General features: G+C 63.9%; 29 protein-coding genes. 12 read left to right on the top strand and 17 right to left on the bottom strand.

The features are described from left to right. Positions 1-166: 166 nt before the first annotated feature. Complete coding sequence (locus tag J7302_RS07400; protein ID WP_215372511.1) at positions 167-721, bottom strand: chorismate--pyruvate lyase family protein; 555 nt, start codon at positions 719-721, stop codon at positions 167-169. A gap of 174 nt (positions 722-895) precedes the next feature. On the opposite strand from J7302_RS07400, the gene J7302_RS07395 reads away from it, so the two are divergent. From J7302_RS07395 to J7302_RS07375, 5 genes are all read left to right on the top strand, one after another. Next, the gene (locus J7302_RS07395) at positions 896-1063 is read left to right on the top strand and encodes a rubredoxin (RefSeq protein ID WP_215372372.1); all 168 of its coding nucleotides are present in this window, start codon (positions 896-898) and stop codon (positions 1061-1063) included. Between the two features lie 178 nt (positions 1064-1241). Then, complete coding sequence (locus tag J7302_RS07390; protein ID WP_215372369.1) at positions 1242-1409, top strand: rubredoxin; 168 nt, start codon at positions 1242-1244, stop codon at positions 1407-1409. A 68-nt stretch (positions 1410-1477) separates the two neighbouring features. Continuing rightward, positions 1478-2626, top strand: coding sequence for an NAD(P)/FAD-dependent oxidoreductase (locus J7302_RS07385; protein WP_215372367.1), 1149 nt, complete (start codon positions 1478-1480; stop codon positions 2624-2626). Between the two features lie 187 nt (positions 2627-2813). After that, the gene (locus J7302_RS07380) at positions 2814-3086 is read left to right on the top strand and encodes an HU family DNA-binding protein (RefSeq protein WP_016495401.1); all 273 of its coding nucleotides are present in this window, start codon (positions 2814-2816) and stop codon (positions 3084-3086) included. Positions 3087-3220: 134 nt separating this feature from the next. Then, positions 3221-3613, top strand: coding sequence for a helicase (locus J7302_RS07375; protein WP_215372365.1), 393 nt, complete (start codon positions 3221-3223; stop codon positions 3611-3613). A gap of 101 nt (positions 3614-3714) precedes the next feature. Here the strand turns inward: J7302_RS07375 and J7302_RS07370 are convergent, their stop codons facing one another. The 6 genes from J7302_RS07370 to exbB all read right to left on the bottom strand — a co-directional run bounded on the left by J7302_RS07370 (position 3715) and on the right by exbB (position 10439). Then, on the bottom strand, positions 3715-5118 hold the full coding sequence (locus J7302_RS07370; RefSeq protein WP_215372363.1) for an aminoacyl-tRNA deacylase and HDOD domain-containing protein: 1404 nt from the start codon (positions 5116-5118) through the stop codon (positions 3715-3717). Between the two features lie 91 nt (positions 5119-5209). After that, positions 5210-7285: an ATP-dependent DNA helicase RecG gene (gene recG / locus J7302_RS07365; RefSeq protein ID WP_215372361.1), complete on the bottom strand. Its 2076-nt coding sequence runs from the start codon at positions 7283-7285 to the stop codon at positions 5210-5212. After that, entirely contained in the window at positions 7282-8220 is a 939-nt protein-coding gene (locus tag J7302_RS07360; RefSeq protein WP_215372358.1) for a hydrogen peroxide-inducible genes activator, read from the bottom strand. Before J7302_RS07360 ends, recG begins: the two co-directional genes overlap by 4 nt. 84 nt (positions 8221-8304) lie before the next feature. Beyond that, on the bottom strand, positions 8305-9042 hold the full coding sequence (locus J7302_RS07355; protein WP_215372356.1) for an energy transducer TonB: 738 nt from the start codon (positions 9040-9042) through the stop codon (positions 8305-8307). Then, on the bottom strand, positions 9039-9464 hold the full coding sequence (gene exbD, locus J7302_RS07350) for a TonB system transport protein ExbD (RefSeq protein WP_215372353.1): 426 nt from the start codon (positions 9462-9464) through the stop codon (positions 9039-9041). Before exbD ends, J7302_RS07355 begins: the two co-directional genes overlap by 4 nt. Before the next feature lie 3 nt (positions 9465-9467). Continuing rightward, the gene (gene exbB, locus J7302_RS07345) at positions 9468-10439 is read right to left on the bottom strand and encodes a tonB-system energizer ExbB (protein WP_215372351.1); all 972 of its coding nucleotides are present in this window, start codon (positions 10437-10439) and stop codon (positions 9468-9470) included. A 205-nt stretch (positions 10440-10644) separates the two neighbouring features. On the opposite strand from exbB, the gene J7302_RS07340 reads away from it, so the two are divergent. The 3 genes from J7302_RS07340 to J7302_RS07330 all read left to right on the top strand — a co-directional run bounded on the left by J7302_RS07340 (position 10645) and on the right by J7302_RS07330 (position 13003). Then, positions 10645-11502, top strand: a complete 858-nt coding sequence (locus tag J7302_RS07340) for an SDR family oxidoreductase (RefSeq protein WP_215372349.1) — start codon at positions 10645-10647, stop codon at positions 11500-11502. 2 nt (positions 11503-11504) lie between these two features. Further along, a complete protein-coding gene (locus J7302_RS07335; protein WP_215372346.1) occupies positions 11505-12305 on the top strand; it encodes a helix-turn-helix transcriptional regulator in 801 nt (266 codons plus the stop codon). A 68-nt stretch (positions 12306-12373) separates the two neighbouring features. Then, a complete protein-coding gene (locus tag J7302_RS07330; protein WP_215372324.1) occupies positions 12374-13003 on the top strand; it encodes a LysE family translocator in 630 nt (209 codons plus the stop codon). Here J7302_RS07330 and J7302_RS07325 read toward each other — a convergent pair. The 6 genes from J7302_RS07325 to J7302_RS07300 form a co-directional block, all read right to left on the bottom strand. Further along, on the bottom strand, positions 12986-13720 hold the full coding sequence (locus J7302_RS07325; RefSeq protein ID WP_215372322.1) for a hypothetical protein: 735 nt from the start codon (positions 13718-13720) through the stop codon (positions 12986-12988). The two genes, J7302_RS07330 and J7302_RS07325, sit on opposite strands and share 18 nt — an antisense overlap. Positions 13721-13779: 59 nt before the next feature. After that, on the bottom strand, positions 13780-14160 hold the full coding sequence (locus J7302_RS07320) for a RidA family protein (protein WP_215372320.1): 381 nt from the start codon (positions 14158-14160) through the stop codon (positions 13780-13782). Between the two features lie 99 nt (positions 14161-14259). Beyond that, a complete protein-coding gene (gene spoT, locus J7302_RS07315; protein ID WP_215372317.1) occupies positions 14260-16368 on the bottom strand; it encodes a bifunctional GTP diphosphokinase/guanosine-3',5'-bis pyrophosphate 3'-pyrophosphohydrolase in 2109 nt (702 codons plus the stop codon). Between the two features lie 60 nt (positions 16369-16428). Continuing rightward, positions 16429-16692 carry a DNA-directed RNA polymerase subunit omega gene (gene rpoZ / locus J7302_RS07310; protein ID WP_215372315.1) on the bottom strand — a complete coding sequence of 88 codons (264 nt, stop codon included), beginning with the start codon at positions 16690-16692 and terminating at the stop codon, positions 16429-16431. Positions 16693-16814: 122 nt separating this feature from the next. Then, positions 16815-17435 (bottom strand): guanylate kinase, encoded by a 621-nt coding sequence (gene gmk / locus J7302_RS07305; protein ID WP_215372312.1) that lies wholly within the window; start codon positions 17433-17435, stop codon positions 16815-16817. Positions 17436-17446: 11 nt separating this feature from the next. Beyond that, the gene (locus J7302_RS07300; RefSeq protein ID WP_215372310.1) at positions 17447-18310 is read right to left on the bottom strand and encodes a YicC/YloC family endoribonuclease; all 864 of its coding nucleotides are present in this window, start codon (positions 18308-18310) and stop codon (positions 17447-17449) included. 138 nt (positions 18311-18448) lie between these two features. On the opposite strand from J7302_RS07300, the gene rph reads away from it, so the two are divergent. Together rph and J7302_RS07290 are read left to right on the top strand one after the other, a co-directional pair. Next, positions 18449-19168 (top strand): ribonuclease PH, encoded by a 720-nt coding sequence (gene rph / locus J7302_RS07295; protein ID WP_215372308.1) that lies wholly within the window; start codon positions 18449-18451, stop codon positions 19166-19168. Positions 19169-19193: 25 nt separating this feature from the next. After that, complete coding sequence (locus J7302_RS07290) at positions 19194-19559, top strand: DUF4870 domain-containing protein (protein WP_215372306.1); 366 nt, start codon at positions 19194-19196, stop codon at positions 19557-19559. 105 nt (positions 19560-19664) lie between these two features. Here the strand turns inward: J7302_RS07290 and J7302_RS07285 are convergent, their stop codons facing one another. Next, complete coding sequence (locus J7302_RS07285) at positions 19665-20444, bottom strand: exodeoxyribonuclease III (RefSeq protein ID WP_215372304.1); 780 nt, start codon at positions 20442-20444, stop codon at positions 19665-19667. An 80-nt stretch (positions 20445-20524) separates the two neighbouring features. On the opposite strand from J7302_RS07285, the gene pyrE reads away from it, so the two are divergent. Together pyrE and J7302_RS07275 are read left to right on the top strand one after the other, a co-directional pair. Then, positions 20525-21166, top strand: coding sequence for an orotate phosphoribosyltransferase (gene pyrE / locus J7302_RS07280; RefSeq protein ID WP_215372301.1), 642 nt, complete (start codon positions 20525-20527; stop codon positions 21164-21166). Positions 21167-21189: 23 nt separating this feature from the next. Then, positions 21190-21783 (top strand): DUF4124 domain-containing protein, encoded by a 594-nt coding sequence (locus J7302_RS07275; RefSeq protein WP_215372299.1) that lies wholly within the window; start codon positions 21190-21192, stop codon positions 21781-21783. Position 21784: 1 nt separating this feature from the next. On the opposite strand, the gene J7302_RS07270 is transcribed toward J7302_RS07275, so the two are convergent. The 3 genes from J7302_RS07270 to algC form a co-directional block, all read right to left on the bottom strand. Beyond that, the gene (locus tag J7302_RS07270) at positions 21785-22228 is read right to left on the bottom strand and encodes an acyl-CoA thioesterase (protein WP_215372297.1); all 444 of its coding nucleotides are present in this window, start codon (positions 22226-22228) and stop codon (positions 21785-21787) included. 80 nt (positions 22229-22308) lie between these two features. Beyond that, on the bottom strand, positions 22309-23214 hold the full coding sequence (argB, locus tag J7302_RS07265; protein WP_215372295.1) for an acetylglutamate kinase: 906 nt from the start codon (positions 23212-23214) through the stop codon (positions 22309-22311). A 21-nt stretch (positions 23215-23235) separates the two neighbouring features. Continuing rightward, positions 23236-24633: a phosphomannomutase/phosphoglucomutase gene (algC, locus tag J7302_RS07260; RefSeq protein WP_215372508.1), complete on the bottom strand. Its 1398-nt coding sequence runs from the start codon at positions 24631-24633 to the stop codon at positions 23236-23238. Positions 24634-25462 lie beyond the last annotated feature (829 nt).

Raw genomic sequence — 25462 nt, 5'->3', positions numbered from 1 at the left:
CTCTCCCTTCGAAGAGCCTGCTTTACGATCTGCTGCGCGTCGGAATAACTGCGTTGAGAATGGCATCGGGCTTGCTCATTTACAGCTCGTAAACTCCGCGCCCTCAGCCATTCTCGCCTTGTTCTTCTCTAGCTCGCGAGATCGTAAACAGGCTCGAAGGGCCGGATTATACGGTCTCGATCCCCGCCGCGCGCCAGAGGGCCGGAAGGAAGATTTCCGCCACCAGCACCCCGAGCTCGCCGCGCGTGAAGCAGGAGCGACGCCCCCACAGGCGTTCATCACGGACCTCGCTGGGCAGCCAGGCGGCCGGGTAGCGGGCGACCTCCATGGCCCCCCGGTCGAAGGCACGATCGCTGAACAGCAACTCGCCGAGGGAGCGGCTGCCGAGCTGGTGCAGGTCAAGACCAGAGCCTTCGAGGGCACTGCGCGCCGCTACGCTGCGGGCGAATACCCAGACCTCCCCATGACCGCGCAGGTATACCTCACGGACCCAGCCGAGGCTGCCGCAGGGGATGCCGAGCGCTGTGCACTCGTCCGCGCGCAGGGGCTGCCAGCCTTCCACCAGTGGCGTTACGCTGAAGGCATTGTCGGAGAGGGCGGTCAGGCGGCGGGTCAGGGAACCCTGGTCGAACAGCCAGTCACGCACGCAGGCTGCGGGCGTGGGATGCAGTTGCGCGGCACTCAGCCAGCGGGGGGGATGGGCAAGGACGGCGTGGGGCACGGTGGTGGACATGGGCGGTGGACGACGGCGCAGATCTTAGCATGCTAACCAAAGCCGGCGCCCTCCGCAGGGGCTTGCGAAGGGACGGTCGAACCAGTAAAACGCCCCGAAGCGACCGAGCAAGTGCCTTCTGGCGCGCAGGTCGGGAAAGTCTGAACACCGAGGTAGCGAGTGATGAAGAAGTGGCAATGCGTTGTCTGTGGCCTGGTCTATGACGAAACCCAGGGCTGGCCTGATGAGGGCATCCCTGCGGGTACCCGTTGGGAGGATGTGCCGACAGACTGGCTGTGCCCTGACTGTGGCGTTGGCAAGCTGGACTTCGAGATGATCGAGATCGCCTGATCTAAAGGGTGTCCCCCTCTTCCTGGCCCTTTCCCGTAATGGAGAGGGGGCATCACGCATCAGGCGCCGCGCTGCGCCTTCGCAGCCTACCCTCTGATTGGCGCCTTCCGTCGATGCTTGGCGGTAATCGGGCTTTGGAGTAGCTTCACATCGAGTTTCCGCGTTCGCGGGGGTGGTCATGCGCAAGTGGCAGTGCATCGTCTGTGGCTTCATCTACAACGAAGCCGAAGGTCTGCCTGAAGAGGGCATCGCCCCAGGCACGCGCTGGGAGGATATCCCGCCGGACTGGGTCTGCCCCGATTGCGGTGTCGGCAAGATCGACTTCGAGATGATCGAAATCGCCTGAGCCGTCAGCCCCATTCAAGTGACGGCCTTCGGGCCGTCGCGTCGTTTTTGCCCGAGCAGGAGTGAGTGATGAGTGCACCCGTGGTAATCGTCGGTACCGGCCTGGCCGGCTACAACCTGGCCAAGGAATTCCGCAAGCTGGACAGCGAGACCCCGCTGTTGCTGATCAGCGCCGATGACGGTCGCTCGTACTCCAAGCCGATGCTGTCCACCGGTTTCGGCAAGAACAAGGATGCCGACGGCCTGGCCATGGCCGAGGCGGGGGCCATGGCCGACCAACTCAAGGCGGAGGTGCGTACCCATACACGCATCACTGGCATCGATCCCGGCCACAAGCGCCTGTGGATTGGCGAAGAGGCTGTGGAGTACCGCGACCTGGTGCTGGCCTGGGGCGCGGATACCATTCGTGTGCCGGTGGAGGGCAATGCCCAGGACGCGGTCTTTCCCATCAACGACCTGGAGGATTACGCCCGCTTCCGCGCTGCGGCCGCCGGCAAGCGCCGCGTGTTGATCCTGGGCGCCGGGCTGATCGGCTGCGAGTTCGCCAACGATCTCAGCCTCGGCGGCTTGCAGGTCGAACTGGTGGCGCCTTGTGAGCAGGTCATGCCGGGCCTGTTGCACCCGGCCGCGGCTGCAGCGGTGCAAGCTGGCCTGGAAAGCCTCGGTGCGCGTTTCCACCTGGGACCGGTGCTGACCCGCCTCGATCACGCGGGCGACGAGCTTGAGGCTCATCTGTCCGACGGCACGCGAATTCCCTGTGACCTGGTGGTGTCTGCCGTTGGCCTGCGGCCGCGCGTAGAACTGGCCGCTGTGGCCGGACTCGCGGTGAATCGCGGGGTGGTGGTGAACCGACAGCTGCAGACTTCCCACGCCAACATCTACGCTGTGGGCGACTGCGCCGAGGTGGACGGCCTCAACCTGCTTTATGTGATGCCGCTGATGGCCTGTGCTCGCGCGCTGGCCCAGACCCTCGCGGGTACACCGACGGCCGTCAGCTACGGCGCCATGCCGGTAACCGTCAAGACCCCGGTCTGCCCGCTGGTGGTGTCGCCACCTCCTCGCGGCCTGGACGGCAGCTGGACGGTGGAAGGCTCTGGCTCGGACATCAAGGCCCTCTGCCGCGACGCCGCCGGGCGTCTGCTGGGTTACGCCCTGACCGGGGCCGCCGTGCAGGAGAAATTGGCGCTGAATCGGGAACTACCGCCACTTTTGGCGTAAATGCCGGTCCTTCTGTCGGAGTAGTCCTTAAATTTGTAGGGAAAACCCTCCTGCAAGACTGGCGCGGTACCCAATCGCATGCCATCCTCCCCGTGGTCTGCCGCAGCGTAGAGCCGTTGCGGCGCCTTGGCGCTGTTCTGGACGAACAGCACGGACACAAAAACAACAAACCGTCAAAGAGGCATTTATGCGTAAACCGGAACTCGCCGCTGCAATCGCCGAGAAGGCCGATCTCACCAAGGACCAGGCCAATCGGGTACTCAACGCGGTGCTCGAAGAAATCACCAATGCGCTGAACCGTAAAGACAGCGTGACCCTGGTGGGCTTTGGCACCTTCCTGCAACGCCATCGCGGTGCTCGCACTGGCAAGAATCCGCAGACCGGCCAACCGGTCAAAATCAAGGCCAGCAACACCGTGGCCTTCAAGCCGGGCAAGTCGCTGAAAGAAGCCGTGAACTAAGGCTCCATTGCCCGGAACCGGGGAGGTTCCGGGCAGCCCTGCCCTGTATCGTCTCACCCGCCTTTAGCTGGCTGTAGTCCCGTCGGCAAACCGCTACAATGCGCCGCTTTGTGATTCCCTTCGAGGCCGCGCGCATGAAATTCCGCTTTCTCCTCTGGATGCTGGGTCGGCTGATGGCCAAGGCCAGCCGTGACAATGCCGAGTTCCAGCAGCAGCTGGCCGGCAAGGACCTGGTGTTCCAGTTGCACACCCTGGATGGCAAGATCGCTCGCCATTTCATCGTCAAGGACCAGCGCGTGCATAGCCGTCGCGGCCAGGCCAGCCAGCCCGCGTTCGCCATTGGCTTCAAGGATGGCGCCTACGGCTTCGCCACCATGAGCGCGAAGAACAAGCAGTTGGCGTTCATGCAGGGTATCCAGAGCAAGGACATCCAGATCCAGGGCAACCCGGCGCTGGTGATCTGGTTCCAGGGCCTGACCAAGTACCTGATGCCGAAGAAGAAGGCCACCGAGAAGCGCGCAGCCTGATCGCGTTCAGAGGTAGCCAGGTAGATTGGTGCTTCGCACAGCGAAGCCCAACAGGAAAGGGGCGCACAGCGCCCCTTCTTCATTTTCATTTTCGCCTTGGGTCAGTGCGTGTTGAACTGCAGGGCTAGTTCGCGCAATGCCACCTCGGCCTGCAAGACCTTGCTCACGGCGTCCTCGGCTTTCTCGCGGCTCAGGCCCAGGGCTTCAAAGAGGTCTTCGGGTATTTCCTCCTGTGGCCCCGAACCGATGCCCCGATTGCGCAGCAGGCGCACAGCCAGGCAAACCAGGTTGGCGTAGGCAGCGTTGTCGCCCTGGTAGTCAGGGTCATGCTGGAAGCGCAATGCAGTGGATAGCTCTTCCGGCATGTCCCAGTGGCGCATCAGCCAGCTGCCGATCTGCTCGCGCGTGATGCCCAACAGGTGCTGCTCGATGAAGCTATGGGGCAGGTGCGGATTGACCTCCAGATGGCGGCAGATCAGCGAGAAGTGCGGTGGGAATACGTGGGCGAGCACAAGGTAGCCGAAGTTGTGCAGTAGGCCGGCGAGGTAAGTGAGACCCGCCTCGGGGCGCTGGGCTCGCGGCATGGCGCGAGTCAGACCCTCGATGACTGCGGCGGTATAGATCGCCTGGTGCCAATACGGGGTGGTGTGTTGTGGCTGGTCCTTGGGCAGGCTGAGGGTCTTGCCGAGGGCCAGGCCCAGCGCGAGGTTGATGACCAGATCGAAGCCTAGTACGCGGACGATGGCGTCCTCCACCGAGCGAATCTTGCCCGGCGCTGCGTAGTAGGGGGAGGCGGCCCAACTGACCACCTGCGCGGCGAGGGCCGGGTCGGTCTCCACCACGCCGGTAATGTCATCGACTGTGGCATTGGGGTCGACTCGCAGCTTGATGATCTTCTGGGCCGATTCCGGCAGCGGTGGGATCTCGATGGTTTCTTCCAGTCGCTGTTGTATGCGGCGCGCGGTGAAGACCTGCACGGCCTGGGTAATCTCGGCACGGTCGTCGTTCGGGCGGTTCAGGTTGGGCCGGATGTTGGCCACAACCTCGCCGAAGCGCGCGGCGCTGGCCTTGCCCAGCAAGCTGCGGAAGGCCTCGCAGTGCAGCTCCAGAAGAACGCCCGGCTGGCCGGACTCCACCAGCAGCCGAGGCTCTTGCAGCAGGCGTTCGTCATACAGGCAGGGCGAACTGGTCAGCGGCGGCAGGCCGGGGAGACTGCCCAGGCTGTGCTTGCCGAGCATCCGCTCCAGGCGTTCGGGCTTGACGGCGAACAGCTTGCGCCCGGTGAGTTCGGCCAGGCGATTGAGGTCAAGCAGCTGACTGCGCGGATAGAGCACCAGCAACGCCCCCACCGAGTCCTCCAGCAGCACTGCCTGGACGCGCTGGGCGGCGCTCAGGCTCGGATGGTCCATGCGAATCTGGAACGCCAGGCCAAGCTTATCGAGCAACTGCAGGATCACCGCTGGGGGGCGATGTGTATCGTCGGGAACTCGTGCGACTTCGGTCATGGCGGCATCCAGCGTCAGATTTTTCTGCCGGGAGTATAACGAGCAGGTAGGGTGGCAGCGTTCGCGGGCGACGGGTGCACCGTGATCTGATTCACACTTGTCCGTACTGCTGGCCATGGCGTAGCCAGCGCTCAAGCAGCGGACTGACGTGCTGGGGCCAATGTGCCAGCAGCGCCTGGGCGGCGTCACGTACTGCGGGCAGCAGGGCGGCATCGCGCATCAGGTCGGCCACCTTGAACTGCAGTAGACCGGTCTGGCGGGTACCGAGCATCTCGCCGGGGCCGCGCAGCTCCAGGTCCTTCTCGGCGATCACGAAGCCATCGCAGGTTTCGCGCATGATCGCCAGGCGCTCACGGCCCAGCTGCGACAGCGGCGCGTGATACAGCAGCACACAGTGGCTGGCCGCACTGCCCCGGCCGACACGACCGCGCAGCTGGTGCAGTTGGGCCAGGCCCAAGCGTTCCGGGTTTTCGATGATCATCAGGCTGGCATTGGGGACGTCGACGCCCACCTCAATCACCGTGGTCGCCACCAGCAGTTGCAGCGCGCCTTGCTTGAACTCGGCCATCACAGCAGCCTTCTCGGCCGGCTTCATGCGACCGTGGATCAGGCCGACGCGCAGCTCACCCAGCGCGCAGGAGAGCTCCTCGAAAGTGGTTTCCGCGGCCTGGCAGGTCAGCTCCTCGGACTCCTCGATCAGCGTACAGACCCAATAGGCCTGGCGCCCTTCGTAGCAGGCGGCACGCACTCGCTCGATCACTTCGATGCGGCGGCTGTCGGCTACCAGCACGGTATTGACCGGCGTCCGCCCGGGGGGCAGCTCGTCGAGGATCGAGGTATCCAGGTCGGCGTAGGCGCTCATCGCCAGGGTCCGGGGGATGGGGGTCGCGGTCATGATCAGCTGGTGCGGGCAGAGGCGCCCGTCCACGCCTTTCTGGCGCAGGGCCAGGCGCTGTTGCACGCCAAAGCGATGCTGCTCGTCGATGATCACCAGGGCGAGGCGTTTGAACTTCACCTCGTCCTGGAACAGCGCATGGGTACCGACGACCATGGGCACGCCGCCGGCGATCTGCTCGAGGGCGGCGGCACGCGCCTTGCCCTTGAGCTTGCCGGCGAGCCAGGCGACTTCGAGTCCGAGCGGCTGCAGCCAGCGCTGAAAGTTGAGGTAGTGCTGTTCGGCGAGGATTTCCGTGGGCGCCATCAGCGCCACCTGATAGCCGGCTTCCAGGGCCTGGAGTGCAGCCAGGGCGGCGACCACGGTCTTGCCGGCGCCAACGTCACCCTGGACCAGACGCAGCATCGGTTCCTGCTGGGCCAGGTCATAGGCGATCTCGGCGCCGACCCGCTGCTGCGCGCCAGTGGGCGCAAAGCCGAGGTTGGCCAGGTACTGGGCCGGCAGCTTGTGTGCTGGTGGCAATTGCGGTGCGTGCTGGGCGCGCAGGCTTTCACGCAGGCGTTGCAGGGAAAGCTGATGAGTCAGCAGTTCCTCGAATGCCAGACGCTGCTGGGCCCAGTGCTGCCCTTCGGCGAGCTCCTCGAGGTCGGCGTCTGGCGGTGGTCGATGCAGGTAGCGAATGGCTTCGTCGAGTGCGCCGAGCTGGTAGTCGCGGGCCAGCTCTTTCGGCAGCCAGTCCGGCAGGCTGTGCGGGCCGAGACGCGCGAGGGCGAGCTGGCTGAGGGAGCGCAGGCGTTGTTGGGTCAGGCCTTCGGTGGTGGGGTAGATCGGCGTCAGGGTCTGTTCCACCGGGGGGGCTTCGTCGCCGCTGAGGGAGCGGTACTCCGGGTGGTAGATTTCAAGGCCTGTAGCGCCGGGACGGACTTCGCCGTAGCAGCGCAATTGGGTGCCGCGCTTGAGGCCTTCCTTCTGCGCCTGGCTGAAGTGAAAGAAACGCAGGCTGAGGGTGCCGCTACCGTCCTGTAGGCGGACCAGCAGGCTACGTCGCCGTCCCATGACGATGTCCGCGCCGGCCACGGTGCCCTCGACCACTGCGTCCTGGCCAGGGCGCAGTGCGCCGATAGGCGTGATGCGGGTGCGGTCCTGATAACGCGTCGGCAGATGGAAGAGGATGTCTTGCAGGTTCTCCAGGCCAACCTTGGCAAGTTTCTCCGCCAGGGCCGCACCCACCCCCTTGAGCGCTGTGACCGGGACTTGTGCCAGCTCGGTCATGCGGGCTCAGGTTCGCCCTGGGTTTGCGGGCGGGCTACCGAGCAAAGACGGATGGAGTCGGCGAGCACTTCGATGGCGCGTGGCCGCGGGAAGCTGGCGCGCCAGGCGATGGCGACGGTGCGGAAGGGCACCGGCGGGGTCAGCGGACGAATCTCGATCACGCCGGGGGCATAGTGGTGACTGTCCACCGCCGAGAACGGCAGGATGGAAACGCCGAGGCCCGAGGCGACCATGTGGCGGATGGTCTCCAGCGAGCTGGACTCGACCGTGGTGTGCTTGGCGCTGTCTTCACCGCCTTTGCGCAGGCTCGGACAAGCTTCCAGCACCTGGTCGCGGAAGCAATGACCCTCGCCCAGCAGCAGCAGGCTCTTGTCGTTGAGCATCTCGCTGTCGATGGTCTCGCGCTCGGCCCAGGGATGGCCGAAGGGCAGCAGCACGTAGAAAGGCTCATCGTAGAGGGGCTTGGTCAGCACGTCGGCTTCGGCGAAGGGCAGGGCGATGATGATCGCGTCCAGCTCACCGGTGCGCAGCTTGTCGCGCAGGACGTGGGTGAAGTTCTCTTCGATGTACAGCGGCATCTGCGGGGCAACCCGGTGCAGCTGCGGGATCAGATGCGGGAACAGGTAGGGGCCGACGGTATAGATGGCGCCGACCTTGAGCGGGGCGGCCAGCTGGTTTTTGCCGGCCTGGGCCATTTCGCGGATGCCCTGGGCCTGCTCCAGCACTTTCTGGGCCTGGGTCACGATGCCCTCTCCGACCGGCGTCAGGCGAACTGCGCTCTTGCTGCGCTCGAAGATGAGGACACCGAGCTCGTCTTCAAGCTTCTTCACCCCGACGGACAAGGTCGGCTGGCTCACATGGCAGCGTTCGGCGGCACGCCCGAAATGCTGTTCCTGGGCAAGGGTGACGATGTAGCGCAGTTCGGTGAGGGTCATAGCAGAATTCCATTGAGGTGCGGCAAGCATAGCGGCTGCAGTCAATGGAACCAAGCGCCTGCCCCTCCGGGTGCAGGCGTTCGATCAGCGACGGTCGAGCGAGTAGACGAAGGGTGCGACCACTTCCAGGGTGCCGTTGTTGAGCAACTCCCGCGGGGGCGGTGGCAGAGGCTGGGCGCGGCGTATCATCTCCAGCGTGGCGCGGTCCAGCGAGGCGCTTCCGGACTTTCCGACCAGCGAATAGGACAGCACCTTGCCATTGCCGTCGATCACGAAACGCAGGCGGTTTACGCCCTCGAAGCCGCGTCTGCGTGCGTCATCCGGGTAGCGCTTGTAGCGGGCCAGGTGGCTGAGAAGCTTGCTTTGCCAGGTCGGCTTGGCGTCGGATGGCGCACTCGCTGCGGCTTGTTGCGGAGCGGCCGGCTTGGCATCGCTGGGCGCCGGCGTGGTCGGAGCGGCAACGCTTTCCTTGACCGGTTCGGTTTCGCGCGGCTTCTCCGGCTTGGGCTCCGGCGGCTTGGGCGTGGGCGGCTGCGGTTTCGGCTTGGGTTTGGGCGCGATGGCGATCTTCGGCTTGGGCGCTTCAACCAGCTTCGGTAGCGGCTCAGGCTCGGGCTGCACCTGCGGCGTGGGCGGAGGAGCGGGCTTTGGCGCCGGGGCTGGCAACGGCTCCAGTTCGACCATCATGGCGGCTGGCGGCAGCTCGACCGGCTGGGCCTGCGGCCGCCAGTAAAGCGCCCAGAGACCCAATGCGATATGCAGCCCGAGCACGGTGATCAGGCTGACGCCCCAACGCGACAGCTTTCGTCTCGTTTGACTCATTTAGTGCCGACCGTCTCGAGGCCCACCAGGCCGATCTTCAGGTAGCCGGCGCCGCGAAGGGTATCCATGACCTCCATCAGCCGGGCGTAATCCACCTGCTTGTCGCCGCGGACGAAGATGGTCTTGTCCTTGTCGGCATTGGTCAGCTTGTCCAGCGAGGTGCCCAGTTGCTCGTCAGTGACCTGTGCGTTATCCAGGTAGAGGCTCTTATCTTCCTTGATGCTCAGGTAGATCGGCTTGTCCGGGCGTGGTGCTGGCTTGGCCGTGGAGGCGGGCAGGTCGACCTTGATGTCGACGGTGGCCAGCGGCGCCGCAACCATGAAGATGATCAGCAGCACCAGCATGACGTCGATAAAGGGGGTGACGTTGATCTCGTGGGTTTCCTGGAGATCATCGCCACCTTCGTTCAGATGGATTCCCATGGCTCAGCCCACTTTCACCATTTGTGGAGCCTGGCTGCGCTCGGCCGGCAGATGATCAAGGTCGCGGCTGACCAGCAGCAGGACCTGGGCGGAGGCGTCGGCCACTTGGGCCTTGTAGCCGGCGATCGAACGCGCAAAGACGTTGTAGATCACCACGGCCGGAATCGCGGCAACCAGGCCCAGGGCGGTGGCCAGCAGGGCTTCGGCGATACCGGGGGCGACTACGGCCAGGTTGGTGGTCTGGGATTTGGCGATGCCGATGAAGCTGTTCATGATGCCCCAGACGGTGCCGAACAGGCCGACGAAGGGAGCGGTGGAACCGATGGTGGCGAGCACGCCGGTGCCCTGGCTCATCTGCCGGCCGCTGGCAGCGACCAGGCGTTCCAGGCGGAAGCTCACCCGCTCCTTGATGCCTTCCTTCTCGCGGGTATTGGTCGACAGTTTGAGCTCCTCCTGGGCGTCCTGGACCAGCAGCTTCGAGACGCAGGGGCCATCGCTGACCTTGTCACCGGCTTCGTTCAGGGTGCGGGCCGCCTTCAGGGTCAGCAGCTCATGGCGCAGACGGCGCTTGGCGCCCAGCAGCTCGATGCTCTTGGCGATCCAGACGGTCCAGGTCAGCACGGAGGCCAGGGCCAGACCGATCATCACGGCCTTCACCACGATGTCGGCGTTCTGGTACATGCCCCAGGGCGAGAGATCATGGGTCAGTTCTTCCATGCCAACTTGTCCGGTAGCCACCGGGTCGCCGGGCAGTGCGGGAGCAATCGGCGTTGCCCCATCGGCTGCAACACTGCCCTGTACCGCGCCGGTGGGCGCTGCCGGCGCGCTGGTTTCCGAGGGCGGCGCGGTCGGGGTGGTCGGTTCCTCCGCGAAGCTGGCGCCCGGTGCGAGCAGCAGGCTGAGCATCACCGCTGTAAGCACGCGGTGTAGGCGGGAGGCAAGGGTGGGTTGTGCGGTGGGGGCGGTTGGTTTCATGCTGACCGGACCTGCAGGAAGGGAAGCGGTTTCGTTCATCGCCCCGTAAGTGCGGGGCGGGACTGAAGGCCGTGCATTATTGCAAGTAATTCTTGTTTGTAAAGGCGACAATATATCAATCGAGATTTGTCCCAATCCCTGACGGGGCCGGTTGGCGATTGCCGGACCTGTCCCTATCCTGATGTTTTCCGTTGGAGCCCATGAAATGTCAGCCCCTGCCTCCTTACTGATCGCCGGTTGCGGCGATGTTGGCGGCCGCCTTGCCCGCCAGATGCTGCAAGCCCGCTGGACCGTCCATGGCCTTCGTCGCCAGGTCGGCGCACTGCCCGCCGGTGTCCTTCCCGTACCTGCCGATCTGCAGCAGGCTGAATGTCCGTCGGCCTGGCCGACGGGCCAGCTGGATTACCTGGTGTATTGCGCCGCGGCTGGTCAGTCAGACGAGCCGGGCTATCGGGCCGCTTACGTCGAAGGCCTGCGCCATGTGCTCGACTGGCTGGCGCAGCGTGGACAACGTCCGCGCAGGCTGGTCTTCGTCTCCAGTAGCGGCGTCTATGGGCAGCAGGATGGCGAGTGGATTGATGAAGACTCGCCAGCCGAAGCTGGGCGTTTTTCTGGCCGGATCATGCGCGAGGCAGAGCAGTTGGCCCTGGAGAGCGGGATTCCGGCCACCGTAGTACGCCTGACCGGTATCTACGGCCCCGGGCGCGAGTGGCTGCTCAAGCAGGTGCAAATGGGTTACCGCGTGGTCAGCGAGCCGCCACTCTACGCCAACCGCATCCATGCCGAGGATGCAGCGGGGCTGGTAGCGTTCCTGCTGCAGGCCGATGCCAGTGGCGAGGCCTTGGCCGACTGCTACCTGGGTGTCGATGACGAGCCCGCGCCGCTTCATGAAGTCGTGGGCTGGCTGCGTGAGCAGTTGGGAGTCAGCGGCTGGGCTGAGGAGTCCACTGTGCGCCGCTCCGGCAGCAAGCGCTGCAGCAACGCGCGGGCCCGGGCCTTGGGCTGGGTGCCGCATTACCCGAGTTACCGCGAAGGCTACAGCGAGCTGCTCAAGGCTCACTGAGCATGGATGGCAACCGCCTGCAGGCGCGCCCCTGGTTGCCCGGCGTTGAGCTGTTCCATGCGGATTTCTCCGGACAGCCGTTCGGTCGGCACAGTCATGATGCTTTCGCCGTGGGGGCGATTCTCCAGGGCGTCGGCGGCTACCAGTGCCGAGGGGGCCGCCACGCGCTGCCGGCTGGAACGCTGTCGCTGATGAACCCTGAAGAGCCACACACGGGCCACGCGGTATCGCCACGCCTGGTCTATCGCATGCTCTACGTCGAGGAATCCCGCTTGCCAGCCCTGCTCGGGCGCAAACAGCTGCCGAGGGGGTTCCTTGAGCTGAACCCGGCCGATGACGGCTCCGTCGCGGCCGGACTGGCGCGCCTGGCTGTCGAGTTCGAGCGCGGCGATGCACTGGCGCTGGAAAGCGAATTGCTGGAGGTGCTCGAGCGGGTATTCGTCCTCCATGGTGGCTTGCGGGCTGCTGCACTGTCACCCCGGGATGGCGGGATGACGGCCTTCCTGCGTGATTACCTCGAAGAGAACTTCGCGGAGGCGGTCAGCCTCGACCAGCTGGCCAGCCTGGTACATCGCCATCCTCGACACCTGATCGAGGCCTTTCGGCGAGTGTATGGGGTGCCGCCACACACGTACCTGCTGCAGCGCCGGGTACGCGAGGCCAAGCGGCTGCTATTGGGCGACCAGTCGCCGCTGGACGTCGCGCTGGCGCTGGGTTTCTACGACCAAGCGCATTTCTCCAGCACCTTCAAGCGCTTTACGGGCGTGACGCCCGGTCATTTCCGGCGCGTCGCCAGGACCTGAGTTTCTTCCAAGACCGACCATCCGCCGAGTTTCGATACTGGCCGCCCTGTTCTTCGGAGGGCCGTGCCTTGCTTGCACTGTTTCTGCTGGTTGCCAGCACCCATTTCGTCGCCTTGCTGTCTCCCGGTCCTGACTTCTTCCTGTTACTCCGCGCCGCGTTGCTCAAAGGTGTCCGTCATGCTGATGGCTGCGCGGTCGGGATCGCCCTGGCCAACCTTTCGAGCATGCTGCTGGTATTGCTGGCGATGAGTGCCATGCCGTCTTCTGAAGGCACTATGTGGATGGCGCTGCAGATTCTCGGCGGGGCCTATTTCGTCTGGATTGGCGGGCGGGCCCTGCTGGCACAGCGCACACTCGAGCTACCGGAGGCCCTGGCTGTGGGACAAGGCTCCTGGCGTGTGGGGCTTGGAGAGGGATTCCTGGCCAGCAGCCTGAACCCCAAGTTGCCGATCTTCTACGCCGGCTTGTTCGGTGTCCTGCGCAACAGCACGATGTCGGATTGGGGGCTGCTGCTCAGCATGGGTTGGATGACCACGGTGGTGCTGGCGTGGGATATGGCCCTGGTGCGGTTGCTTGGCCATGGACGCTGGCGTCGATGGCTGCAGCAGCGGGTCGGCACGCTGGATAGGCTGTGCGGCTGCCTGTTGCTGCTGCTTGGTGGCTGGCTGATGGTCAGCGTATCAGTCGCGTTCCAGTAGCCAGGCGCGCTTGCCGGGCGTGTATTCGGGCATCTCGTCGGTCTGGGCACTGTTACGTGCTTCGAGGATTTCCAGTTCGTCGCCGTCATGGACGAAGATCCAGGCGCGCCCCTGATTGCCCTGTTGCAGCCAGATGCTGTCGTTTTCGCCGCTCATCGCTGCGCAATCACCTGCCAGGCAGAGGGCATAGCGATCAGCGCCGGGCAGGCCTTCCAGGCTGCCGTCAGCATTGAACTTCACCAGGCCGCCCTGGCCTTGGCCCTCACTGATGGTCCAGGTGCCTCCTAGATAAGAGGCATAGAGCGCGTGCTCGAAGCTGCTGCCTGGCGGGGCACCCTCTGCCGGGGCCTGCTCGGGATGAACGAAACGCTGCTCTGGCAGGCTTTCACTGGCGAGCTGGACCAGCTCGTCGCCGTCGACTTCGAGCCTTTCGTGGTAATCGCCGTAGAAGTCCACCTGCCAGTTGCCGTCATCCTGCGGTACCAGGCGACCTTCACCCAGTTCGAAGCCATTGCTGTATTTGGCCTCCCCGGTTTTTCCGTCGATCTGCCACTCGAGGTTGGGTCCGTAGGCCAGGAGCGATTCACGCAGCTTACCGTCCTGGGAGGCAGCATCGATCGCTGCCTGGTTGATCCAGATGCCGCTGGGGTCGGAGGGAGCGCTGGAGCAGCCGCCCAGAATGAGGGCGCTGGCCAGCAAGGTGAGGGCGTGACGCATGAAGGGGTCCTTTCCGCAAACTGCAGGGGAGGCGGGGCGCGGGGCCCCGCCGGTGGGGCTTATTCCAGCACCAGGATGGCGTCCATTTCCACTTGCGAGCCGCGCGGCAGGGCGGCGACGCCGATGGCTGCGCGGGCGGGGTAGGGCTGCTCGAAGTAGCGGCCCATGATCTCATTGACCTTGGCGAAGTGGGACAGGTCGGTGAGGAAGATGTTGAGCTTGACGATGTCCTTGAAGGAGCCGCCAGCAGCTTCCGCGACGGCTTTCAGGTTTTCGAACACCTGAACGGTCTGGGCTTCGAATCCTTCCACCAGCTCCATGGTCTTGGGGTCCAGCGGGATCTGGCCGGACATGTAGACGGTGTTACCGGCCTTGATCGCCTGGGAGTAAGTGCCGATGGCTGCAGGGGCCTTGTCGCTGGTAATGACGGTCTTGCTCATGTGGAACTCCTTGGTCTTGTTTAAGGCTTGGCAGTCTATTGAAAAACGGCGGCATTGGGCTGCACACAGCCTGCGTTCGCTACGTTTATCGATAGGTTGCTAGGCGCGTACACGGGTGATGCGGATCACACCCTTCAGTGCGCGCAGCTTCTTGATGACGCGGGCCAGGTGCACGCGATCATGCACGCTGACCACCAGCTGGACCACGCTGATGCGGCCATCGCGCTCGTCCATGCTGATCTTCTCGATGTTGCCGTCGGCGGCGTTGACGCTGCTGGCGAGCAGGGCGATCAGGCCGCGCTGGTGTTCCAGCTCGACGCGCAGCTCGACATTGAATTCGCCTGCCACATCCTTGGCCCAGGACAGCTGGATGCACTTTTCCGGATTGTGGCGGATCTCACCGATGTTCTTGCAGCTCTCCAGATGCACGACCATGCCCTTGCCGGCGGACAGATGCCCGACGATGGGGTCGCCAGGGATTGGCGTACAGCACTTGGCATAGCTCAGCACCAGACCCTCGGTGCCGCGGATAGCCAGCGGGCCTTCAGGGCTCGGCAACTGCTCGCCGTCGCTGGCCAGCAGGCGGCGAGCCACCACATAGGCCATGCGGTTGCCGAGGCCAATGTCCTCGAGCAGGTCTTCGATGACTTCCTGGCGATACTCGGTGAGGATGGCCTGGACCCGTTCGGGGACAATCTTGTCCAGATGGCTCTCGAAGCCGGCCAGGGCCTTGTTCAGCAGGCGTTCGCCCAGGCTGATGGATTCGGAGCGGCGCTGTTGCTTGAGCGCATGGCGGATATGCGTGCGCGCCTTGCCGGTGACCACGAAGTTGAGCCAGGCCGGGTTCGGGCGGGCGCCCGGTGCAGTGACGATCTCGACCGTCTCGCCGCTCTGCAGTGGTTCGGAGAGTGGTGCCAGGCGTCGGTTGATGCGGCAGGCGATGCAGGTGTTGCCGACATCGGTATGCACCGCGTAGGCGAAATCGACCGCAGTGGAGCCTTTCGGCAACTCCATGATGCGGCCCTTCGGCGTGAAGACGTAGACCTCATCCGGAAACAGGTCGATCTTCACGCTCTCGATGAATTCGAGAGAGTTTCCTGCGCGCTGCTGGAGTTCCAGCACGCCTTTCACCCATTGGCGGGCGCGGGCATGGGTGCCCTTGGGCTGGTCGTCCTCGCTGGACTTGTACAGCCAGTGCGCGGCGATGCCGTTGTTGGCCATCTCTTCCATTTCGCGGGTGCGAATCTGGATTTCGATGGGCACGCCGTGCATGCCGAACAGGGTGGTGTGCAGCGACTGGTAGCCGTTGGCCTTGGGAATCGCGATGTAGTCCTTGAAGCGGCCGGGCAGCGGCTTGTACAGGTTGTGCACCGCGCCGAGCACGCGGTAGCAGGTGTCGACCTTGTCGACGATGATGCGGAAGGCGTAGACGTCCATGATCTCGTTGAACGCCCGGCGCTTGCCACGCATCTTCTTGTAGATGCTGTACAGGTGTTTCTCGCGACCGATCACTTCGCCTTCCATGCCTTCGCGACGCAGGCAGTTGGTCAGCGATTGCTCGATCTTGTTGACGATTTCCTTGCGATTGCCGCGTGCGCGCCGCACAGCGGCACGGATGCGCTCCGAACGCATCGGGTGCATGGCCTTGAAGCCGAGGTCCTCGAACTCCACGCGCATGCTATGCATGCCCAGCCGGTTGGCGATAGGGGCGTAGATTTCCAGAGTTTCCTTGGCGATGCGGCGACGCTTCTCGCCGGAAAGCACTTCCAGGGTGCGCATGTTGTGCAAGCGGTCAGCCAGCTTGACCAGGATCACGCGGATGTCGCGGGCCATGGCCATGGCCATCTTCTGGAAGTTCTCGGCCTGGGCCTCGGCCTTGGACTCGAAGTTCATTTGGGTCAGCTTGCTGACCCCATCCACCAGTTCGGCGACGGTTTCGCCGAATTGCCCGCTGAGGGCTTCCTTGGCAATGCCTGTGTCCTCGATCACGTCATGCAGCATCGCGGCCATCAGGCTCTGATGGTCCATGTGCATGTCGGCCAGGATGCTGGCTACGGCGAGGGGATGGGTGACGTAGGCTTCGCCGCTACGCCGGCGTTGCCCATCATGGGCTTGCTCGGCATAGAAATAAGCTCGGCGCACCAGGTTGACCTGATCGGCGCCGAGGTAGGTCGAAAGTCGTTCGGCGAGGGCATCTATGCTCGGCAAGGCATCACTCCTGGCCAGCCGCTGCGATCCTGGGCTTTACGACGTCGACCAGGCATGGACTCAGAGGGCCTCGTTGGCCTCGTCCTCGAAAGCAGCGAACAGCGGTTCATCTTCGACGATGTCTTCCTGGGCTATGACGTCATAGTCGACCAGGCCTGCAGCGATTTCACGCAGGGCAACGACGGTAGGCTTGTCGTTTTCCCAGGCTACCTTGGGCTCTTTGCCGCCGGTGGCCAGTTGACGGGAACGCTTGGTGGCAAGCATGACCAGCTCAAAGCGGTTATCGACGTTGTCCAGGCAGTCTTCAACGGTAACGCGGGCCATGGTGTTCCTCGTAGCACAGAATTGAATGGCAAATGCTTTGCCCGAAAGGGCGAGCGGACTGAATAGTCTAAAAAATCACCAGCATTAAGGGAAGCGCTGATTTCAGCGCCTCCCCTCGATCATCAGGCTAGCAGGCTGGCCAGCAATGCGCCGTGACGGACCTGTTGCGATCCCTGGCGAAGCTGGTTGGCGCGGAAGATGGCCTTGAGGTCGTCGAGCGCGGTAGCGAAATCATCGTTGATCACCAGGTAGTCGTACTCGACGTAGTGGCTCATCTCGCTGACGGCTTCGCGCATGCGTCGGTCGATGATCTCGTCGCTGTCCTGGCCGCGGTTGTTCAAGCGGTGGCGAAGGGCGTGCTGACTGGGTGGGAGGATGAAGATGGACTTGGCCTGGGGCATCAGGTGACGAACCTGCTGTGCGCCCTGCCAGTCGATCTCGAGGATCAGGTCATGTCCGTCGGCGAGGGCCTGCAGGACCCAGCGCTGCGAAGTGCCATAGAGATTACCGAAGACCTCGGCATGTTCCAGGAAGTCGCCGTGGTCCAGCATGTGCACGAACTCTTCGCGGCTCACGAAATGGTAGTTGAGCCCGTCCACTTCACCCGGGCGCATGCCGCGGGTGGTGTGGGAGATGGAAACGCTGATGTTGGGCTCGGCGTCGACCAGGGCTTTGACCAGGCTGGTCTTGCCGGCGCCGGAAGGCGCTGAAACGATGTACAGGGTGCCGGGGGTGGCGGTCATGGGACTGTCTCTTACTCGATGTTCTGCACTTGCTCGCGCATTTGCTCGATCAGTACTTTGAGGTTCACGGCGGCCTGGGTCGAGCGCGGGTCGAAGGCCTTGGAGCCGAGGGTATTGGCTTCGCGGTTGAGCTCCTGCATGAGGAAGTCCAGGCGGCGTCCCGCTGCGCCGCCGGCCTTGAGCACCCGGCGAACTTCGGCAATATGGGTGCCAAGACGGTCCAGTTCCTCGGCAACGTCGCTTTTCTGAGCCAGAAGCACCAGCTCCTGCTCAAGGCGTTGCGGGTCCAGTTCGGCCTTCATCTCGTTGAAGCGGTCGAGGATCTTCTGCCGTTGGCCGGCCAGCATCTGCGGAACCAGCGCGCGCAGGGCGGTGACTTCTTCACCCATCGCGTCGAGGCGCTCGTTGAGCAGTCGCGCCAGTTCGGCGCCCTCGCGGGAGCGGCCGTTCTTCAGTTCGACCAGCGCCTGGGCAAAGAGCTCCAGGGCGGCGGCATTCAGTGCCTGAGGGTCGGCGGCGTCGGCTACCAGCACGCCAGGCCAGGCCAGGACCTCTAATGGGCTGATCGGCGCTGGCTGCTGCATCAGTGCGGCGACGCTTTCGGCGGCCTGGATCAGCTGCCCGGCACGCTCGCGATCGACCTGCAGCGGCTTGCCGGCGGTCTCCTCGGCAAGGCGCAGGGTGCACTCCACCTTACCGCGCGAGAGGCCCTGGCGCAGTGCATCGCGCACCGGGCCTTCGAGGTCGCGAAAGGCTTCGGGCAGGCGCAGGTGGGGTTCGAGGTAGCGATGGTTGACCGAGCGCAGTTCCCAGCTCAGGGTGCCGTTGGGGCCGGCCCGTTCAACGCGGGCGAACGCGGTCATGCTGTGCACCATGGGATTTCCTTCTGGTGTGGTCGATCGAAGGAGGCGATTGTAGCCCAGCCGGACCCATCACTCCCAACGTGGCGATGTCCCACCGGGCGAGAGGTCTCTATAATGGCCGGCAGACTCCTCCCGTACAGGTATACCCCGATGAAACGTCCCAGTGGCCGCACAGCTGATCAGCTGCGCTCGATCCGCATCACCCGCAATTACACCAAGCATGCAGAAGGCTCGGTGCTGGTTGAGTTCGGGGATACCAAAGTGATCTGCACGGCCAGCGTCGAGTCCGGTGTGCCGCGCTTCCTCAAGGGGCAAGGTCAGGGCTGGCTGACGGCTGAGTACGGCATGCTGCCGCGCTCCACCGGCGAGCGTAACCAGCGTGAGGCCAGCCGTGGCAAGCAGGGCGGCCGCACCCTGGAAATCCAGCGCCTGATCGGCCGCTCGCTGCGTGCCGCCCTGGACATGAGCAAGCTGGGCGAGAACACCATCTACCTCGATTGCGACGTGATCCAGGCTGATGGCGGTACCCGTACCGCTTCCATCACTGGCGCTATGGTGGCCCTGGTTGACGCGCTGAAGGTGCTGAAAAAGCGTGGTGCGCTGAAGGGCGAGCCGTTGAAGCAGATGGTCGCCGCCGTATCCGTGGGCATCTATCAGGGCGAGCCGGTGCTGGACCTGGACTATCTGGAAGACGCGGCTGCCGAGACCGATCTCAACGTGGTAATGACCAGCGCTGGCGGCTTCATCGAGGTACAGGGCACGGCCGAGGGCACACCCTTCCAGCCCGAGGAACTGACCGCAATGCTGGACCTGGCGCGCAAGGGCCTCGGCGAGCTCTTCGAACTCCAGCGGGCTGTGCTGGCCGACTGACCATCAGCAGAGGAGGGGCAGGTACATGGACGAACTCACTCAAACTCAGCCTCCAAGCCAGGAAGTGCGGCAGTGGGCGATGTTCTGCCATTTCTCCGCCTTCCTCGGACTGGTCTTCCCCTTCGGCAACCTGCTGGGGCCGTTGATCGTCTGGCAGATCAAGAAGGACCTCGATCCGTTCGTCGATGCCCAGGGCAAGGAAGCACTGAACTTCCAGATCACCGTCGCCTTGGCGGTAGTGCTCTGTTTCCTGCTGATGCTGGTGGTGATCGGATTCCCGCTGCTCGGCCTGGTCAGCATTGGTGCGCTGGTGCTGACCATCATCGCGGGCATCAAGGCCAATGAAGGCCAGGCCTATCGTTATCCGTTCTGCTGGCGGTTGGTGAAATAAAGCGTATCAGCCTGGCGTGATGGCGGCTGGTGGGCTGAGCCAATCCTCCGGGATACATACCTCCAGCAAAGAAAAAGCCGGCTCGAAAGCCGGCTTTTTCGTGCGTCAGACGCTCAGCAGCCAGTCATAGTCCACGATCAGCGGCGCATGCTGTGAGAAGCGCGGCTGCCGTGGCAGGCGCGCGCTGCGCACGAAACGGCGCAGGCCGGGCGTCAGTACCTGATAGTCGAAGCGCCAGCCGAGGTTGAGCATCTCGGCCTGTTCGCTGTCCGGCCACCAGCTGTACTGGTCGCCCTCGCGGCTCACTTCGCGCAGCGCATCCACATAGCCCATGTTGCCGAACACTTCGTCCATCCAGGCACGCTCGGGCGCCAGGAAGCCTGGAAGCTGCTGACAGTCGCGCCAGTTCTTCACGTCCAGCTTCTGGTGGGCAACGTACAGCGAGCCACAGTAGATGTACTCGCGACGCTTGCGCCGTTGCTTGTTCAGATAATGGGTGAGGTCGTCCATGAACTTGAACTTGTGGTTCAGGTTATCGTCCCCGCCTTGCCCGGAAGGCAGCAGCAGGGTGGCGATGCTCACTTTGTCGAAATCTGCCTGCAGGTAGCGTCCGTATCGATCACAGGACTCGAATCCGAGCCCCCAGATCACCGCCTTGGGTTGTAACCGCGAATAGAGCGCCACACCGCCTTGGGTGGGAACTTCAGCATCGCCGGCGTAGAGGAAATAACCATCCAGTTGGAAGGCAGGGTCGTCCAGGTCGAAGGCGGAGGCACGGGTATCTTGCAGGCAGATCACGTCGGCATTCTGCGCTTGCAGCCAGCTGAGGAGTCCTCGCTCGGCGGCAGCTTGAATACCATTCACGTTCACACTGATGATCCGCATAAATGGCCCCCAAAAACACGTGCGTGTATGATACCCGAGCTCTTTCTATTTAGCTAAATCCGTGCCGTCCGAGGCTTTACATGCAGGCGTATCAGCGCGAATTCATTCGCTTTGCCATCGAGCGCGGAGTACTGCGTTTCGGTGAGTTCACTCTCAAATCCGGGCGTACCAGCCCTTATTTCTTCAATGCCGGTCTGTTCAACAGCGGGCTTGCCCTGGCGCAGCTCGGGCGATTCTACGCAGCTGCCGTGGTCGATAGCGGCATTTCTTTCGATGTACTGTTCGGGCCGGCCTACAAGGGTATTCCGCTCGCAGCGGCAACGGCGATCTCGCTGGCCGAACATCACCAGCTCGATCTGCCCTGGTGCTTCAACCGCAAGGAAGCCAAGGACCACGGCGAGGGCGGCACCCTGGTAGGTGCCCCTTTGCAGGGGCGTGTGCTGATCGTCGATGACGTGATCACCGCTGGCACCGCCATCCGTGAAGTCATGCAGATCATCCAGGCCCAGGGCGCCCAGGCGGCGGGCGTGCTGATTGCGCTGAACCGTCAGGAGCGCGGCCAGGGTGAACTTTCAGCTATACAGGAAGTAGAGCGCGACTTCGGCATGCCGGTGGTCAGCATCGTGTCCCTGGAGCAGGTGCTGGAGTATCTGGCAGGTGATTCCGAGCTGAAAAAGCACCTGCCCGCCGTGGAAACCTATCGCGCGAACTTCGGGATCTGAGCCCTCCCGGGCGGGATGTCCACATGCAGAAGCGACATGCCCTTCGCGTCAGCCTGCTGGTGTGCCTGACCATCGCCCCGTTGGCCGGTGCCGCCGAGCTTTATCGGTATGTCGATGACAAGGGCGTGACAGTGCTCAATCGGCAGGGCGTGCCGCCGGAGTACATCGGCAAGGGCTATGAAGTGCTCAATGACCAGGGGCGCGTGGTTCGGGTCGTACCGCCCGCGCCCAGTCGCGAGGAGATGCAGCGTCAACTGGACGAGCAGGCGCGAGCCAGCTCAGATGCCCAGCTGCTGCGTCTTTACACCAGCGTCGAGGACGTTGATCGTGCGCTGGAGCGCAAGCTCGCCGAGCTGGATGGCCTGATTGGGGTGGTGCAAGGCAACCAGCAGTCCTTGCGCAGGCAATTGACCGGATTGCAGAGCCAGGCGGCCGAAAGCGAACGGAGCGGGCAGGACGTTCCGGCGCATCTGCTGACGCAGATGGAGCGCCTTCGTGAAGAGCAGAAGCGACTGGACAAGGAGATCGCCCGTTACCAGGCCGAGAGTGAAAAAGCCAAGACCGGCTACGCCGCTGACCGTGCCCGCCTGGCCGAGCTGTTGGGCTCCACTCCCTGAGTCAGAATTGTGGGGCGTGGCCCTCGAAGCGCAAGACTCTCTCCCTCAGCCAGTCGGGTAGCCGTCGGCTCGTTCGGTTGTGGGTGTCGGCGTGCACATAGACCATCTCCCCTGACGTCAGCTGCAAGTCATCGCGCCAGATGCCGATCTGGAAGTTCAAGCTTGCGCCACCCAGGCGGCTGACGCGGACGCCGATGTCCAGCAGGTCGTCGTACCGGGCCGGGGCGTGGTACTCGAGAAGGGCCTTTACCGCGAAGAAATCGCCGCCATCACGTTGCAGGTCAGCCGGATATGCCACATCCAGGGTGCGAAAGTACTCAGTCGTGGCAACGTCCACATAGGTCAGGTAGTGACCGTTGAAGACGATGCCCTGCGGGTCCACTTCCGCCCAGCGCACGCGCAGGTTGTGAAAGTAGGTGAAATCCGTGCGTGACAGGCTGGCCATGAGGGGCTCCCGGTTGCTTGCAAGGTCTGGACACGAAAAGGCCGGATTGCTCCGGCCTTTTCGTATCGGGGTTTCGCTGCTCAGGAACGCTTGCGGTTGGTGATCAGGGTGCCGACGCCGGTGTCGGTGAAGATCTCCAGCAGCACTGCGTGAGGTACACGGCCATCAATGATGTGCGCGCTGTTCACCCCGCCCTGCACCGACTCTAGTGCGCAGCGGATCTTCGGCAGCATGCCGCCATAGATGGTGCCGTCGGCGATCAGGTCGTTGACCTGCTCGGTGGAAAGCCCGGTAAGCACCTGGCCCTGCTTGTCCATCAGGCCGGCAATGTTGGTCAGCAGCATCAGCTTCTCGGCTTTCAGCGCCTCGGCCACCTTGCCGGCCACCAGGTCGGCGTTGATGTTATAGGACTCGCCATTGGCACCAACGCCGATGGGGGCAATCACCGGAATGAAGTCGCCCTTGACCAGCATGTTCAGCAGGTCAGTGTTGACGCCGGTGACTTCGCCTACATGGCCGATGTCGATGATTTCCGGCTGGGTCATCTCCGGGGTCTGGCGGGTGACGGTGAGCTTCTTCGCGCGGATCAGCTCAGCGTCCTTGCCGGTCAGGCCAATCGCGCTGCCGCCGTGGCGGTTGATCAGGTTGACGATGTCCTTGTTCACCTGGCCCCCGAGGACCATCTCCACCACGTCCATGGTTTGCGCATCGGTGACGCGCATGCCGTCGATGAAGTGGCTCTCGATGGACAGGCGCTTGAGCAGGTCACCGATCTGCGGGCCGCCACCATGCACGACCACCGGGTTGATGCCGACGGCTTTCATCAGCACCACGTCGCGGGCGAAGCCGGCTTTCAGCTCGTCGCTTTCCATGGCGTTGCCGCCGTATTTGATCACCAGGGTCTTGCCGACGAAGCGGCGGATATAGGGCAGCGCTTCGGACAGGACCTGGGCGACTTGGGAGGCGGCGTCGAGGCTGAGGGTCATGCTGGGCTCCAGTAACACGGATCAGAACGGCAGGGTGAGTTCAGGGGCGATGGCATTGAGCTGGCTGCGGAAGACCTGCTTGATGCGCTCAAGCTCTTCTTCCGAGTCGGCCTCGAAGCGCAATACCAGCACCGGCGTGGTGTTGGAGGCGCGGACGAGGCCCCAGCCCTTCGGATAATCGACGCGCACGCCGTCCAGCGTGGTGAGGTTGGCTTCACCCCAGCTGGCTTCCTGTTGCAGGCGCTCGATCAGACGGAACTTGTTCTCGTCGGTGACGGTGATGTTGATTTCCGGCGTGGAGATGTCGCTCGGGAAGGTCGCGAACACCTGTTCGGCGTCCTGCTTCTCCTGGCTGAGGATTTCCAGCAGGCGGGCGGCACTGTAGATGCCGTCGTCGAAGCCGAACCAGCGTTCCTTGAAGAAGATGTGGCCACTCATCTCGCCCGCGAGCAGGGCGCCGGTTTCTTTCATTTTCTTCTTGATCAGCGAGTGGCCGGTTTTCCACATCACCGGGCGGCCGCCGTAGCCGCTGATCAGCGACGTCAGGCGACGAGTACATTTGACGTCGAAGATGATATCGGCGCCCGGATTGCGCGAGACCACGTCCTTGGCGAACAGCATCAGCAGGCGGTCGGGGTAGATGATGGTGCCGGCGTTGGTCACCACGCCGACGCGGTCGCCGTCGCCGTCGAAGGCCAGGCCCAAGTCGGCATTTTCTTCTTTCACCTTGGCGATCAGGTCTACGAGGTTTTCCGGCTTGCCCGGGTCCGGGTGGTGGTTCGGGAAGGTACCGTCGACATCGCAGTAAAGCGGGATCACGGTGCAGCCCAGGGCTTCGATCAGTTGTGGAGCGATCACGCCGGCGACACCGTTGCCGCAATCGACCACGACCTTCATCTGCCGCGCCATGGCGATGTCATCGCGGATCTGGCTGAAGTAGCGATCGAGAATCTCGACCTGCTCGACGCGGCCGGTGCCGCTGGCCAGGTCGTTGTTCTTGATGCGGGTGTGCAAAGCGGTGATCTGCTCGTTGGCGAGGGTTTCGCCTGCGACCACGATCTTGAAACCGTTGTAGTCCGGCGGGTTGTGGCTACCGGTGAGCATGACGCCAGACTTGCCGGCCAGCACGTTGGCGGCGTAGTACAGGACTGGAGTCGGCACCATGCCGACATCGGTGACCTGGCAACCGCAGTCCACCAGGCCCTGGATGAGGCTTTGTACCAGCTCGGGGCCGGACAGGCGGCCGTCACGGCCGACCGAGACATTGGGCTCGCCGCGGGCCAGGCTTTCCGAGCCGATGGCGCGTCCGACCCAGTAGGCGGTCTCGGTGGTCAGGGTGTCGCCTACCACGCCGCGGATGTCATAGGCGCGGAAAATGCTGGCGGGGAGGGCGGGTGCGATCTTTTCGATGCTGGTCATGGCGGGGGCTTGCTCCAATCCCAGGAGGTCCTGGTCTTCGTCGAGGATGTCGATATCGAGGATGTCGGTATCTTGGAATAACGGGTCGGCCGGCTCGGCTGACACAGTTGTCGTGGGTGGCGTCTGCTTGGCGGGCGCCGTGGCTTGGCCGTTTTCCGGCAGCGGTTCAGCTTTGCGTCCGGGCTGGCGAGCGAGCGCCTGGGCCAGACTATCCAGCGCCGGCAGGCGCAGGTTGCATGGTTTGACGCTCTTGCCGTTCGAGAGTTCGAGCAGCAGTTGGTTCAACTGCTGGGCGTCCTCGCGCAGCGTGCGATGCAGGGCAGACCGGCTGAGGTAGAGTCCGAGCACGGCACCGGCCAGGGCGAGCAGGGCGGCCAGGGCCAGGAGCAACGGCGAGCCGGAAGACTGGGTGAGCGCCGGCCCTGGGGTGAAGCTGAGGCGCCAGTTTGGGTTGCCGCTGTCGAAGGTGATCGGCGCGACGGCTGCTGCCTGGCCGCGTGTCGCCAGGATCTGGGGCGGCGCCTTGCTGAATTGCTGGGCCAGCTGCAACTGGCCGATGTCGGCCGGCAGCGCCGGCAGGGCATTGAGCAGGTGCTGAAGGTCGAATGCCAGCAGCAGGGTGCCCTGCAGTGGTGCGTCGGGGCTCGCTCGCAGGGGGGTGGCGCTATAGATCAGCCAGCGCTGGCCGTTCTTGTAAGCCTCCAGCGCTGGCTTCTGGCCTTCCTCTGCGCGGCGCAGCAGGTCCAGGGCGGCGAAGTTCATTGGGGCCGCGCGCTGCCCATCCGGCTGCGCCTGGCCTGGCAAGTTGAGGTGTGCATCTACCACACCA

It is taken from the genome of Metapseudomonas boanensis (genome assembly GCF_018704125.1).
GTDB lineage: Bacteria > Pseudomonadota > Gammaproteobacteria > Pseudomonadales > Pseudomonadaceae > Metapseudomonas > Metapseudomonas boanensis.
Note: the sequence above shows the minus strand (reverse complement) of the source record. Positions and strands in the feature narration are given on the sequence as shown.